The following is a 13,294-nucleotide window of genomic DNA, read 5'->3' on the forward strand; positions in this document are numbered from 1 at the left end:
CCAGAGTCTAGATATTCTTTTTCAAAAAATCTAAAATAGCTTCTTTTGGTTGATTACCTACTAGTTGACCTACCTCAGTACCTGCTTTGAATAAAACCATAGCCGGGATCCCTCGCACCCCATATCGCGAAGGCGTACTTTGATTCTCATCCACATTTACTTTTACAATTCTGACTTTTCCAGTCAACTCTGTCGCAATTTCTTCTAACTTAGGAGCCAGGGCTCGACAAGGACCACACCACTCTGCCCAGAAATCTACCAACACAGGAGTGTTAGATTTTAAGACTTCACCTTCAAAATTAGAATCTGTAACTGCTGATGTTCCTACTCCCATACAACTCTCCTTTTTTTGAATAATATTTCCTAAAATAAGACGAAATTCAAGTATTCATTTTTTCTTAAACAAAGCTTTTACAAATTCGATCCGATAGTTATCTTGTCTCGCGAGGTCCTCTTTATCCCAGTTTTTTTTAATCTCCTTGAATAATTTCTTAACTTTGACTTTTTTGATCATCGATTGCGGGTAAAGGCTGGTAGTTACCGTTATTTGAGCATATTGTTTTAATCTATCGCCAAGTTTAAGGTTATGCTCTTCTACTTGCTTTTTTATCTTTTCCCTTTCCTCATCTGTTAACTCTACACTGTTTGATGGCTCTGCAGCCCTCTCCTTAGCCTCCAAGGTATTCTTTTCAAAAGGTTCCCCAGACAGCTCCTGCATCAATTCTTGAAAGGGGTCACTATATCTTTTCTTAATTGCTCCTTCTGGCCCTGAACTATTAGATTCTGGCTGGCGCTCCTCTGTGGTTTTGGGCGACTCTATCTTTATAGAGGGTTCACTCATCTTAGTGACTGGGTTAGGTTTTTCTTTTGCTTTCTGAATATTAGAAACATTTACTAGCTCTGATTTTTCACTGACAAAGGAATTAACCAACTTATCTATAACAGACTGCTCATCAAGTCCTGATAATTTTGAAATTATTTGAATGATTCGGGTTAGTGGAACAGGTGCTTCCAGCATCATATCCATTCTGATTTTTACAATTTCGTCTGGAGGAATATCATATTCAGCTGGAAATATTAAGATTGTTTTACCCTGCCAACGTGTCATCTCTTTGAGTTTTTTTCCAACACTCAGGCTTGAGACCCGACTTGAGTTCCCAAAACAGATTAAAATCTCTGGATTAAAGGAAATAATTTGATCTTTAATAGTAAATTCATTGGTCAATCCAACCACATCAAAGCCCACTTTTTTTAACGAAGAATCCAGGGCTGTTAGTTCTGCAAAATCATCATAGACAAGTAATATTTTACTCATTAGTTTAATGTTAAGCATCTAATTTGGACTTAACAAGATGTTAACGACTCATGAATTTAAGGCTAGTCTATTGCCTAGGAAATGACATAGAATGAAGTTTTTTAGAGGAAAAAAAGCGTTTCTTTATATCTTTTTCGAAACTCTACCAAGTTTTATTCTTGGCCTATTAGTTTTTATTTTTATTATTTTAATGTTCCAAGTTCTACGCCTTACTGAGTTTGCTCTCGTTCATGGAGTTGAATGGCAAACCCTTAGCGAGATCATTATTTATATTTGCATTTCGATGTTACCCATTTTATTCCCTATGAGTTTGCTATTTTGCATCTTACTCACCTATGGTAGATTGAGCCAGGATTCTGAAATCGTCGCTTTAAAGGCTTGTGGTTTATCCATGAAAACCATTTTAGCACCGGCTCTCTCTCTTGCCTTCGTTATATCAATTATTTCTGCAGAAACCTCCTTTGAATTGGCACCTTGGGGCAACCGTCAATTTGAAGTGTTGTTTACCAAACTAGGAAACACCAAAGCGGCGGCAACGATCAAAGCAGGCACCTTTTCCGAAGGTTTTTTTGATCTGGTTGTTTACGCGAACGAAGTCAATAGCGACTCAGGCGAGCTCAAAAATGTATTCATTTACAACGAAAGAAATACAGACTCCCCCATTACAATTATAGCCAAAAATGGAAAACTCATGCCTGATCCAATGAATCCAGGTCACAAAGTTTTACTGCGACTCATTGATGGAGATATCCATCGTCGAAGCGAGAATCATACAAAAATTAAATTTTCTACTTATGACTTACAGCTTATTGATCCCATTAAAAATGAAATCAAAGAAAAATCACCGCAATCCATGACTCTCTCTGATTTAAAATCTTTAAAAGACGACCAAAGTCTTCCACCTGAAGACCAAAGGATTTATATTGTTGAATATCATAAACGTTGGGCTATTTCTGTTTTATGCTTTATTTTTGGAATGGTGGGCGTTGGACTTGGCATTGATAATAATAGAAGAGAGCAAAAAACAAGCGGTTTTGTCCTTTCAATCCTAGTTATTATTACTTATTGGATTCTGTATGTGACCTTCGAAGGCTTTGCCAGGTCTGGAACCTTTTCCCCTATCCTAGCTATTTGGACGCCTAATATTTTATTTGGAATCTATGGACTTAAGCAACTCAGAAAACAATGGTCCTAAAACTTATTCCCATAAATAGAGCGATGCAGTAGCTTCCTTACCACCATAGTCTTCCTTGACTACATCGCCCCTCCCTTAGAGATATGTTAAGCCCCTTTCATTATTTATTTCAAAGACTTTTTTCATTTATTTTCATTTTTATTTAAGCCATCGCGTAAAAACTTAGCAATTAAATAAAATCATAAAAATCTTGATAACAAGTAATGACAATTCCACCTAGTTTAATTAAATCATGACTCCCTTTAAAGTTAGAATCCAAAGGGTGTCCAGGCAAAACAAATAATTTTTTTCCCATCTCTAAAATGAAATTTCCAGTGATTAAACTTCCACTTTTTTCTTTGGCCTCAATGACTAAGCATATCTGATTCAAGGCGGCAATTAGCCTATTTCTGTACTTAAAGTGAAATTTTCTCATTTCCTCAAAAGGGTAAAATTCACTTATGAGGCAGCCTCCATTTTCAATTATTATAGCAGCTATTTTTTTAATTGATAAGGGGTACATATCCCCCAATCCAGAAGGAAGAATCGCAATGGTTTTCTTTCTTGAATTAATGCTCATTTGATGAACCCATTGGTCTACTCCTATGGCACCCCCACTCACGGTTACCCAATCAGATTGAATAATCATTTTTTTTAATTCCAAGCTCATCCAATGAAGGCTCTTCTCAGTGGGATTTCTTGAACCAACAACCGTGACCTTGTAAGAATCCTTCCAACAAGGAGAACCCATATAGCTAAAGATCAAAGGGGGGTCTGTTAAAAAATAAAACTCGGGGGGATAGTCCTCATCACCATAAACAACATACTGACAAGGAACTTTACTTTCTAATAAATCATTGAATTCACTCTTAGAAAAGATATCATTAAGAATTTCCGCGTTCAAAATATTTATAATTTCCTTTGTTTGTTGAAAACTCCTTCTTGGGTTCTGTTTTAAAAATTCAAGAAATTCATTTTGAAAGATAAAATATTTTTTTTGACGTCCTAAACAGAAAAGTAAAGCAGATAATTCATTCATGAACTTTGAGACTTCAATTATGAAACCGGCTTCTTCTTTGTCTTTTTTTATAATGGCGATCAATTCTTGTTCGAGAAACGAACTCCAGATAAGATCGGAACTAATGCATTCTCAATATCATTTTTCAACTGGAGCTTCTTCTGGCCCAAACTCATTATCTGGATTTGCATTTGGATTTGCATTTGGAATATTTTCATTTGAAATGACCTCCTCACCAGACAAAGAACTACTTGCAGCGACTGAATCTTCCAATAGATTTGAACCAACAAAGTCCTTAACAAAAACCTGTTGATAAATTTTTAGTACATAACCTACAGAATAGTTTTCTGTGGAATCTACTATAAGTATTTTTCCAATTTTTTCCTGGTTTTCAGTAATAAAAGAATTATTATTCCGCGAATTTGTATTAGCGAATATAGGTACTATCTTGCCCGTAGTATATCCAGATTGAGCTCCTTGATTTAAAACGACAAAAGAGCTCTGCCCGACAAGTTTATTGTCATTTAAATTGCCAAATATTTTCCCTTGGGATGCAGAGGTTTCTTCGCCGTCCTTATCGATGAAATCTTTCATGTCTCCAGCCATAAGCAAGGATCCCTTTGAAACAAAAGTCCTAGCTTTTTTTACGATCGCTCGGTATATACCAAGTTCTGAATTGACTACATTTAAAACTTCAACTTCCCCTTCTATTTCATATAAAAAAATTTTTCCTAAACCTTGATTGGCATCACTCATTTGTTTAGGTTTTCTTAAAACCGTAAATTTCTTAGTCTCTGCATTGTCTAGCTTTACATAAACATTTTGATAAACGGAGGCACCCTTTTTTCCAACTTCCATTTCAGCTACCGTTCCCATTGAAACTATTGGCTCTTCACTTAAAACAAATTCCAAATTCACAACAGGTTTCTTTTCTGCGATAACCCTTTCGCTTAACTCGATTGATTTTTCAGAACTAAAATACTTTTCTGGAAAATCAGGAAATGACTTGGGAATTTTATTTGCCGATAAACCTTCTTTTCGATCCGCTGGCGACTCCTCTGACCGAGTCATTTTTGTCGATGACTTCTCTGGTTCTGGATCTGAATTTTCTTCGCTTTTCTCTTCTTTCTCTGCAATAGCTAATGAAGGAACTTCCCCCTTGGAGCCAGGGAAAAACAGAATCTTCATTTTGGGATCGATCTCGTGTGGATTAAAAATAGTTTGTTTATTAAGTGCCCATAGCTTTGGCCAAAAAAATGGATCGCCAAAAAGAGTTTTTGAAATGTCCCATAACGTGTCGCCTTTTTGTACCAAATATGTCTCTGATTTTCTTTTTCCTACGACTTTTTCCCAGCTCTCAAGTGGCATCGTGGTCTTATTATAGTCTTCATAAATTTTGTGAAATTTTTCTTCCAAATTCACATTCGGGTCAGAACCAGAAGAACGAGGCGTTTCAGATAACTGAGGTACTTTCAAATTTTCTGGTATAACTGGCGCCGTCAGCTCTTTAGGAGGTGTTGTTACCACTGCCGGCGACATGAGCTCGTTAACAGGAACCTCGATACTCACAGGCTCCTTGGCGGGTAAGGCTTCTGAGGGTTTAGATACGTTTTCTAAATCTAAGGAGAGTTCCTCTTCCGCCTTAAGTGTTAAAGCTATAATTAATATAAAAATTATTTTTTTCATTATTTATTAATTAACTTCATTTCCATCTCTGCCCTATAATATTCAGGAGACAGCGGGTATTTCTTTCTAACTTCCGTAAACACTTCCGTAGCCTGCTCGGCCAAATTCATTTTTTTATAAGCCATTGCCTTGCCAAACTTAGCAGCAACTACCTTATTACTTAGAGGGTAGCTGGTGATTATTCTCTGGAAATGTTTTAAAGAATCTGTATATTTTTTTTCTTCTAAAGCTAATTTTCCAGCAAGGTATATAGCATTATCCAGATAAGAGCTCAGAGGGAATTTTTTAATAAAGGAATTAAGCCTGATATTTAAGACTTTATATTTTCCGGCTTGATAATCAGAAATTATTTCTGAATAAAACTGAATATCCGTCTTAGAATCTTTTACTCCTTCAAGCTCTTTTATAAGATCATTATAATTGCTTTGCGCTATATTTGTTTGCTTAGCCGCGAATAAAGGAGTTGAGATGCATAAAAATAAAGCAATATATGTTTTAATTTTCATTTATAACCTCCATAAAATTATGACACATATTCTTTTTTTTCAGCAAGTAAAGTTATCCACAAAAAATGTTATAAACTATATCTTCTAGACCTTAGACTATAGTTATTTCAAGGGTTTCACCTCTTTGCTGAGTATTTCATCATTTCCTTTAACCCTTACAAAGTGCCTTTTTTTTAAGATCCGAAAAGCAAAAATTATTCATATAATTTCATTTTTTATCTACTTTTAAACATGGACCATATTTTGATTAACTATCTAGAATGCCAATAATTTTATTAATTTTATTAATTTTTAGCCACCATCTTAATTTTAATCTGAATAAATACTTTACAAATTTTTCGAAAATTGCAAACTTACAATGTAATGAAACAATAAGTTCAACCAGTCACTATTCTGGACTTTTTCAAAGTTTCTTATGTGGAAATAAACTTGATAAATCCTTACCTAAAGAAACGCTTATCAAAGCAGGAGTTTATCATCTTATTGTTGTTTCAGGTGGACACTTTTTGTTTTTAGATTTCATATTAAATTTTCTTAAAATCCCACTTTTTCTTCGTTGTTTGTTTTTATTTATTTATTACTTAGCCACAGGGTTACAGGCGCCTGGCTTTCGCGCCTTGATTCACATTTTATTTTCAATACTCATTTCTTTCAGCTCTGTAAGTACTTCTAGATTAAACAAGCTTGTATTTTCTGGAATCATTTGTTTGATTTTAAACAACTCCTACTGGCGCTCATTAAGTTTTTGGCTTAGTTTTTCTGTGTGCTTGGCTCTGACAACCACCAAAACTCTTTTCTTTAACGAAAAGCCCATTAATAAGTTTATTATTGAAAATATCACCATTTATATTTTTTTAATGCCCTTTTTAATCACGCTCAGTTACAGCCATCCACTGACCCTATTTATTGGAAGCATCTTGGTGACACCCTCCTTCTATTTTTTAACTATAAGTACCCTTCTAATTTTTATTTTTAAGGTTTTACATCTTAACCTTTGGATTTACGAATATGATAAAATCATAAAATTTTATTTTGATTTTTTAGATCAAGTGGGAAGTTTTTCATCTTATAAAAATAACTTGCCTTGGAGTTGGTCGTGGTTTTGGACTTATCTTTTTATTTTATTTATTATGGGCCACTTCATCAAAGTCATACTCGAAAGAAAATCAACCCATGTTTAGAACAGGGATCATTATATTTTTTCTCGTATTTTCCACAATTGAGGCTGGAGTAGGAACAAAAGAATTTAAAACTTCAGCCCATAACTCCAGCAGAAAATCCAACAGCGAAAATACTGTCCATAAGTTCCATAATTACCATGGGTTCCATAATTTCCATAAAAAGAAATCAAAAAAAATTAGAAAAAAATCAGATCTATCTAAATAGTCTCTAAGTTTTTATCAATGGATTGGCGAACCCCTTTTTTAGTGCTTTGGTTTGTAAGCTCTAAACTCCATGTGAAGATCATGAGCCACGGGTTCATAACAAACGTACCCATTGTACACATTTATTCCTTTTAATAAAGCTGCGTCTTTGGCCACTGCATCTTCCACGCCCATTGCGGCAATCATTGAGCCGTACTTTAAAGTCATATTTGTTAAGGCATAAGTAGATGTCCTTGGTACAACTCCAGGCATGTTTGGAACGCAATAATGAATGACCCCATCGACTTCATAGGTCGGTTGCTGGTGCGAGGTTGGCCTGCAGGTTTCAATACATCCCCCCTGATCCACGGCCACATCCACGACGACAGAACCCTTTGACATGCTCGAAACAAGTTCCTTACTTACGAGGGTTGGAGCTTTCTGACCTGTGATAAGGACCCCGCCAATCAGTAAATCACAATCTCTTACAGCTTCCTCAATATTCTTTGTATTTGAATACAAGGTCATCAGACGTCCTTGGAAAATATCATCTAGATATTCTAATCTTGCCGTATTTAAATCTAATACAGTCACATTAGCACCAAGTCCCATGGCCATTTTGGCAGCATTAGTTCCTACAACGCCCCCACCTATAATCGTCACTTTGGCAGGTCGAACACCTGTAACTCCACCCAGTAAAATCCCTTTACCACCGTGATCTTTTTGTAAATAAAACGCACCGATTTGGGTTGCCATTCTTCCTGCTACTTCACTCATAGGTTTTAATAAAGGCAAAGATCCATCTGGTAATTGAATGGTTTCATAGGCAATAGCTTTTACCTTTCTTTCACAAAGCACCTTTGTTAATTTTGGTTCTGCAGCTAAGTGTAGGTAGGTGTACAAAATTTGATTTTCTCTTAATAATTCATACTCATCAGAAAGCGGTTCTTTCACCTTCATGATCATATCTGCTTTTTTATAAACTTCAGCTTTGGTATCTAAAATCTTAGCACCCATTTTTACGTACTGCTCATTTGTAATCTGAGATCCCAGCCCTGCATCTTTTTCAATATAAACAGTATTGCCTTCTTTAACTAATTGCTTAACACCCGCCTCGGTTATGCCAACACGGTTTTCACTGATCTTAATTTCTTTTGGTACCCCAATAATCATTTTGAACTCCTTTACTTATTTCTCTTTTTTAGCTGCAACTTTAGTTTTTTTCTCTTCATTATTTTTAGAGGTTTTGGCGCTTGATTTTTTGGTTGCCTCATAGGCTTCCTTTGAACTCTTGCCTTGTTTCACTAAATTAGCAATTTCTTCTTTTCTTTTCTTATTCATAAAAATACCTTCCTTTTATTTAAAAAAAACATGATGATGTTTTTATAAAATTGAAAAGCAAAGGTTACAATCAATTTAAAATTTTAGGACCTTTATAGAAGCAAAGCGAAAGGGTTTTTATGCAACACAACAGACTGGGAAAAGCTGGCCTTAAGATTTCTGAACTTTCCTTTGGCTCCTGGGTCACTTTCCACAATCAGCTTTCTATAAAGGAAGTCATGGATACCATGTCTATTGCTTACGATCATGGAGTCAACTTTTTTGATAATGCTGAAGTCTATGCCCATGGAAAGTCAGAAGAAATAATGGGGGAAGCCCTTAAGAAGCTGGCTTGGCCCCGAATGAAGTATATGGTTTCAACCAAGTTTTTTTGGGGAATTTCAGATGGCCCAAATGAAAAAAATACCCTCAACAGAAAATACCTCCTTCATGCCATGGAATGCAGTCTGAAAAGATTTTCTTTAGAATATGTTGATATCGTTTACTGCCATCGTCCAGATCCCCATACTCCTCTAGAAGAAACCGTCTGGGCCATGCATGACATTATTTCTAAAGGACAAGCCCTTTATTGGGGCACAAGTGAATGGAGCGCTGATGAAATAAGAGCGGCCTATCTGATAGCGGAAAAACATCATCTTCACAAACCTATTGTCGAGCAACCTCAATATAACTTATTTCACCGAGCCAAAGTGGAACATGAGTTTTCTCGCCTCTATGAAGACTTTGGCGTAGGGCTTACTACTTGGTCTCCCCTCAGCAGTGGTCTATTGAGCGGTAAATATCTAGATAAAATTCCCAACAACTCCCGAGCTCAGATGAAATCCATGTCCTGGCTTCGAGAAGAAATTGATAATGAAAAGAAAAAAAATCAAATAAAGCAGTTTTGTATTTTAGCTTCTGATCTGAGCATGAAACCTTCTCAATTAGCCATTTCCTGGTGTTTAACAAATCCCCATGTCTCAAGTGTTATTTTAGGAGCTAGCTCTAATGATCAGCTCATTGAAAACCTGAAATCAACAGAATATAAAAAGCTGTTAACTCCTGAGATTGTTTTGAAACTGAATACGATATTTTGCTAAGAAAAACTATCTTTTTAACTAATACATTTTATTCTTTTTTAGGTAAAATGGATCGATAGAGTTCCGAATTTTCTCCAAAACCATTTTTTATAAACTCTATAAATTTTGGATCCATTTCCTCGTACGAAAGTAATATGTTTGAAATTATTTTTTCAACTGTCATATCATGCGATGATTCCCACATTAAAAATTCCATTCTCGCAACTTGTAAACGTATTGCCTTAAAAACCTCGTCTCTGGGGTTGGCTTTAAGTTCATCATATTTAATGTCAAATTTTCCCTGTCTTGATTCGTCTAAAAAGTATTTTTGTAGGAATGGATCTTTAAAATAATCTTCAGTCATTAAGGAATCCAAAAATGATTCGTTGCGAGCATTAGAAAGATCAATCAAGGCTCTGAGAGTCCATGCGGAAAAAGACATGCTATCATGCCAAGATCTTGAATTATCATAGGATTTATTAAAATCAATTGGCTTATAAAACTTATTCAAAAAAGTCAGTCCACTTGAATAATATAACTTAAAAATCCTTTTTTCTATCAAAGATGTTGAAGCTCCTCCGAAATCTAAAAGTAACTGATTGTACCCTCTCCATAGGGACCTTGCATGATCTAATAATTCTGATTCTGATAAAGATTTAAAGTACCGAGTGAATTTTTCAAACTCAATGTGCGTGTCACCTCTTTCTAACTTTGGAACAGAAAGTAATTTAAAAATTTCCTCCTTTTTGGAAGGATTTGCTAAAGTTAAAACTTCATTTATGTGAACAATTCGATACCGAGCTTCACTTGATAATCTAGAGGGATCTAGGGTTTTAAAAACTTTTCTTAACTCCATCATGTAGTTTGGATGCAATAAATACCCAATAAAATGAAATAAATCATGGGTTGCCATTAGTAAGGGGAATCGACCATGCATCATTTCTCTAATAACAACTTCCTCCGGCAAATTGAATCCACCATCTTCATCTACTTTGTATATTTTAAAACCTGATTCTGTTGGCCATGGATCAACTCCAGGTACGATAAATTTATACTCCACTTGATTTTCAATTTCCCTTTTTTTAAAAAATACTATTGATGGTAATATTCTTAAATCGTGCGGTATCTTCATTAAATCAAGTGCTCTGATAAATCTCTTAGTCACTTCTTCATGGGTCGGCAGAGGACTATCTATTTCTTTAACTTTAAATCTTAATATGGACAAGATTCTAAGTTTTCTTTCCTTTTCAGTCACTTCTTCCAATATTTTATTCAGTTCACCAATACCATTCCACATATCCTCGATACGCCATCCTCGATTTAAAGACGGGTTTCTGGCTGGATCTAAAAGTTTACTTTTATCGTTAAACAATTTGTAGGCATTTAAATATCCATTTTGAGTTTCAGAAAGCCCAGAGCTATTCTCAATGTAAAATAGATGACAATTATCCTTGGCAATTGAAAAATTGAATATAAATACAAATAGTATTAAAATAACTATATTCAAAGTAACTGAAAGTTTCAGAGTTGTGATATGCCTCATATGAAGACTTGTTTTCCATAATCATGCCAAAAAGATCCAAATTAATGTCTCCTAGGAATCAATACGTCTTACTATATCACTTAAAATCCAATCGTTGATCTTGGTATATTTGATTATAGACATTTTTTGTCAAATTATCTGAATTCATAGATTTAAACTTATTTTAGACACTTTTTTGTTTCCTAATGACATTTTTCTTTAAAATCGATTAAATTGGAGCCATGTCATCAAATTCAAAGAGTATAACTGCAAGCCATATCGCTGTTGGGTCTGAACTTACTTCAGGACAAACTGTGAATACAAACTCTCACTTTATGGCAGGATACCTACAAAAACGAGGAGTGCTAAATAATTATCATCTCATTGTTCCAGATAATAAATCATTGATAGTTAGAGCCTTAGACCTTTGTACTCCTGATTCGAATTGGATTTTTATTTACGGTGGGTTAGGACCAACAACAGATGATTTTACCCGAGTTGTTGTTTCTGAGTGGGCAAATTTAAGTTTGGAATTTCATGAACCAACTTGGAAATATATTAAAGACAATTTAGCTAGTAGAAATTATCCTGTCCGCGAATTCCAAAGTCAACAGGCCTACTTCCCCAAAGGGGCCTTGATCATGCCAAATTCAAAAGGAACAGCTCATGGTTTTTGTTTTTCTTGGAATCAAAAAATGTTCTTTCTTTTGCCTGGTCCTCCTAAAGAAATTCTTTCAATATGTGAAAATTTTCTATTTGAATACATTGATCGACATACAAAAAACTTAAATCAATGGTTGACCTTCACATGGAATACTCTTGGGCAAGGTGAAAGCGAAATTGCAAACCAAGTTGAACAGGAATTAATCAATTTCCCAGTTGAGGTGGGTTATCGAGTGAACCAACCTTATGTAGAGGTTAAGATTTCTTTTTTTAAAGAGGACTTAATTAAGAACAAACCCTTACTTGAAACCATTGATTCTCTTCTTGAACCTATACTTGCCTATAAACAAGAAGCCCCTTACAAAGATTTTTTCTTAAGAAAACTCGCTTCAATTAAAGAGTTGGAAATTCAAGATAATTATACCTTCGGACTTATTTATGAAGATTTAAAAAACTGGGGTATTAAATTAAGCGAGATGAATTTTATCATCTCCTCACAAATTCGTGAAATTCAATTAAGGAATTATTTTATCATTAATAAAATGGACTCTGAAACGGTATCTATTAAAATAGCAATCGAAAATAAAATCTTAGATTTCGAATTGAAAACAACGACAATTATCACTTGGTCAACAGAAAGAAAAGCCTTGTATATTAAAGAAAAAATTTATTTGTATTTGATTAAACATCTTTAAAAGAATTAGAGTATTTTTCTCACAATTTGTGACTGGATACTTTTTTCTTAAAGTGCCCAAGAGCTAAATTTTTTGATTTCTTCGGAAAGGTCTATTCCCAGCTCAACGTGCCGGTATTTACTTTGAGAATCTTTTATCAATTGTACTAGCTTATTCATCAAATCATGACCTGCTTTGTATAAAACAACATGTCCCATAAGAGGCATTTCAAGATTAACGAGATCCCCCAAAGCATCTAGGCATTTATGCCTTACGAATTCATCTTGAAACCGAAGTCCCGTTGGATTTAAAATTTTTGTTTCATCTAAAACGATGGCATTTTCTAGACTTCCACCTTTGGCAAGCCCTCTAGCCTGCAGAGCTTCCACATCCTTAAGAAATCCAAAGGTACGGGCCGGAGCAATTTCTCGAGCAAAAGAAGATTCATTGATATCAATATCAATTTTTTGTTTGCCAATTTGCGAATGGGGAAAGTCTATTGTCACCGTCAATCTTAACCCATGATAAGGAAGAACATAGGCCTGCTTATCACCTTCCGTCAGGTAGATAGGCTCTGTGATATAACAATATTGTCGAGGCTGATCCTGCTCTATGACTCCGGCTTTTTGAATGGCTTCATAAAAAATTTTGGCACTTCCATCACCAATGGGAATTTCAGGGCCATCAAGTTCAATAATCAAATTATCAATTCGCAAGGCCGATAAAGCTGCCAGACAGTGCTCAATCGTAGCCACTGTAAAATGAGGTCCCCCAATAGAAGTCTGATAGGCAGTGGCCTGAACATTTTCACTTTTAACTTTTAAATAAGGAAGGCCCGGCAAATCAGAACGAACAAAATAAACCCCTGTGTTGGTGGGTGCTGGCCTGAAGGTTAGGGTGCAGGGATCTCCAGAATGAATGCCAATACCTTCTACCAAAGCTTTGTGTTTGATTGTTTTTTGCAGAAACATAG

General features: G+C 35.2%; 13 protein-coding genes. 4 read left to right on the top strand and 9 right to left on the bottom strand.

Going from position 1 to position 13,294, the window contains the following annotated elements; genetic code table 11:
- Nucleotides 1-7 precede the first annotated feature (7 nt).
- Both trxA and J0M15_05700 read right to left on the bottom strand, forming a co-directional pair.
- Nucleotides 8-334 (bottom strand): thioredoxin, encoded by a 327-nt coding sequence (gene trxA / locus J0M15_05695; GenBank protein ID MBN8536525.1) that lies wholly within the window; start codon nt 332-334, stop codon nt 8-10.
- A gap of 54 nt (nt 335-388) precedes the next feature.
- Nucleotides 389-1,315 carry a hypothetical protein gene (locus tag J0M15_05700; protein ID MBN8536526.1) on the bottom strand — a complete coding sequence of 309 codons (927 nt, stop codon included), beginning with the start codon at nt 1,313-1,315 and terminating at the stop codon, nt 389-391.
- Between the two features lie 91 nt (nt 1,316-1,406).
- On the opposite strand from J0M15_05700, the gene lptF reads away from it, so the two are divergent.
- Nucleotides 1,407-2,510: an LPS export ABC transporter permease LptF gene (gene lptF, locus J0M15_05705; protein MBN8536527.1), complete on the top strand. Its 1,104-nt coding sequence runs from the start codon at nt 1,407-1,409 to the stop codon at nt 2,508-2,510.
- A 169-nt stretch (nt 2,511-2,679) separates the two neighbouring features.
- Here the strand turns inward: lptF and J0M15_05710 are convergent, their stop codons facing one another.
- The 3 genes from J0M15_05710 to J0M15_05720 form a co-directional block, all read right to left on the bottom strand.
- Complete coding sequence (locus J0M15_05710; GenBank protein MBN8536528.1) at nt 2,680-3,528, bottom strand: DNA-protecting protein DprA; 849 nt, start codon at nt 3,526-3,528, stop codon at nt 2,680-2,682.
- A gap of 117 nt (nt 3,529-3,645) precedes the next feature.
- Complete coding sequence (locus tag J0M15_05715) at nt 3,646-5,193, bottom strand: LysM peptidoglycan-binding domain-containing protein (protein MBN8536529.1); 1,548 nt, start codon at nt 5,191-5,193, stop codon at nt 3,646-3,648.
- Nucleotides 5,193-5,699, bottom strand: a complete 507-nt coding sequence (locus tag J0M15_05720; protein ID MBN8536530.1) for a tetratricopeptide repeat protein — start codon at nt 5,697-5,699, stop codon at nt 5,193-5,195. Before J0M15_05720 ends, J0M15_05715 begins: the two co-directional genes overlap by 1 nt.
- 260 nt (nt 5,700-5,959) lie before the next feature.
- Here J0M15_05720 and J0M15_05725 point away from each other — a divergent pair, with 260 nt between their 5' ends.
- On the top strand, nt 5,960-6,880 hold the full coding sequence (locus J0M15_05725; GenBank protein ID MBN8536531.1) for a ComEC/Rec2 family competence protein: 921 nt from the start codon (nt 5,960-5,962) through the stop codon (nt 6,878-6,880).
- Nucleotides 6,881-7,123: 243 nt separating this feature from the next.
- Here the strand turns inward: J0M15_05725 and ald are convergent, their stop codons facing one another.
- Both ald and J0M15_05735 read right to left on the bottom strand, forming a co-directional pair.
- Nucleotides 7,124-8,236: an alanine dehydrogenase gene (gene ald, locus J0M15_05730; protein MBN8536532.1), complete on the bottom strand. Its 1,113-nt coding sequence runs from the start codon at nt 8,234-8,236 to the stop codon at nt 7,124-7,126.
- 15 nt (nt 8,237-8,251) lie between these two features.
- Entirely contained in the window at nt 8,252-8,404 is a 153-nt protein-coding gene (locus J0M15_05735) for a hypothetical protein (GenBank protein MBN8536533.1), read from the bottom strand.
- Nucleotides 8,405-8,523: 119 nt separating this feature from the next.
- On the opposite strand from J0M15_05735, the gene J0M15_05740 reads away from it, so the two are divergent.
- Nucleotides 8,524-9,483, top strand: coding sequence for an aldo/keto reductase (locus tag J0M15_05740; protein ID MBN8536534.1), 960 nt, complete (start codon nt 8,524-8,526; stop codon nt 9,481-9,483).
- A 28-nt stretch (nt 9,484-9,511) separates the two neighbouring features.
- Here the strand turns inward: J0M15_05740 and J0M15_05745 are convergent, their stop codons facing one another.
- On the bottom strand, nt 9,512-11,005 hold the full coding sequence (locus J0M15_05745) for a hypothetical protein (protein MBN8536535.1): 1,494 nt from the start codon (nt 11,003-11,005) through the stop codon (nt 9,512-9,514).
- A gap of 221 nt (nt 11,006-11,226) precedes the next feature.
- On the opposite strand from J0M15_05745, the gene J0M15_05750 reads away from it, so the two are divergent.
- Nucleotides 11,227-12,342 (top strand): competence/damage-inducible protein A, encoded by a 1,116-nt coding sequence (locus J0M15_05750; GenBank protein ID MBN8536536.1) that lies wholly within the window; start codon nt 11,227-11,229, stop codon nt 12,340-12,342.
- 47 nt (nt 12,343-12,389) lie between these two features.
- On the opposite strand, the gene J0M15_05755 is transcribed toward J0M15_05750, so the two are convergent.
- Complete coding sequence (locus J0M15_05755) at nt 12,390-13,292, bottom strand: UDP-3-O-acyl-N-acetylglucosamine deacetylase (GenBank protein ID MBN8536537.1); 903 nt, start codon at nt 13,290-13,292, stop codon at nt 12,390-12,392.
- Between the last annotated feature and the right edge of the window lie 2 nt (nt 13,293-13,294).

The sequence above is a fragment of the Deltaproteobacteria bacterium genome (assembly GCA_017302835.1).
Classification (GTDB): Bacteria; Bdellovibrionota; Bdellovibrionia; order Bdellovibrionales; family Bdellovibrionaceae; genus UBA2316.

Coding starts and splice junctions, on each gene's coding strand:
- J0M15_05700 (MBN8536526.1), bottom strand. CDS start 1,315: ATGAGTAAAATATTACTTGTCTATGATGATTTTGCAGAACTAACAGCC.
- J0M15_05715 (MBN8536529.1), bottom strand. CDS start 5,193: ATGAAAAAAATAATTTTTATATTAATTATAGCTTTAACACTTAAGGCG.
- J0M15_05745 (MBN8536535.1), bottom strand. CDS start 11,005: ATGAGGCATATCACAACTCTGAAACTTTCAGTTACTTTGAATATAGTT.
- lptF (MBN8536527.1), top strand. CDS start 1,407: ATGAAGTTTTTTAGAGGAAAAAAAGCGTTTCTTTATATCTTTTTCGAA.
- J0M15_05720 (MBN8536530.1), bottom strand. CDS start 5,699: ATGAAAATTAAAACATATATTGCTTTATTTTTATGCATCTCAACTCCT.
- J0M15_05755 (MBN8536537.1), bottom strand. CDS start 13,292: ATGTTTCTGCAAAAAACAATCAAACACAAAGCTTTGGTAGAAGGTATT.
- J0M15_05725 (MBN8536531.1), top strand. CDS start 5,960: ATGCCAATAATTTTATTAATTTTATTAATTTTTAGCCACCATCTTAAT.
- J0M15_05740 (MBN8536534.1), top strand. CDS start 8,524: ATGCAACACAACAGACTGGGAAAAGCTGGCCTTAAGATTTCTGAACTT.
- trxA (MBN8536525.1), bottom strand. CDS start 334: ATGGGAGTAGGAACATCAGCAGTTACAGATTCTAATTTTGAAGGTGAA.
- J0M15_05750 (MBN8536536.1), top strand. CDS start 11,227: ATGTCATCAAATTCAAAGAGTATAACTGCAAGCCATATCGCTGTTGGG.
- ald (MBN8536532.1), bottom strand. CDS start 8,236: ATGATTATTGGGGTACCAAAAGAAATTAAGATCAGTGAAAACCGTGTT.
- J0M15_05710 (MBN8536528.1), bottom strand. CDS start 3,528: ATGAATGAATTATCTGCTTTACTTTTCTGTTTAGGACGTCAAAAAAAA.
- J0M15_05735 (MBN8536533.1), bottom strand. CDS start 8,404: ATGAATAAGAAAAGAAAAGAAGAAATTGCTAATTTAGTGAAACAAGGC.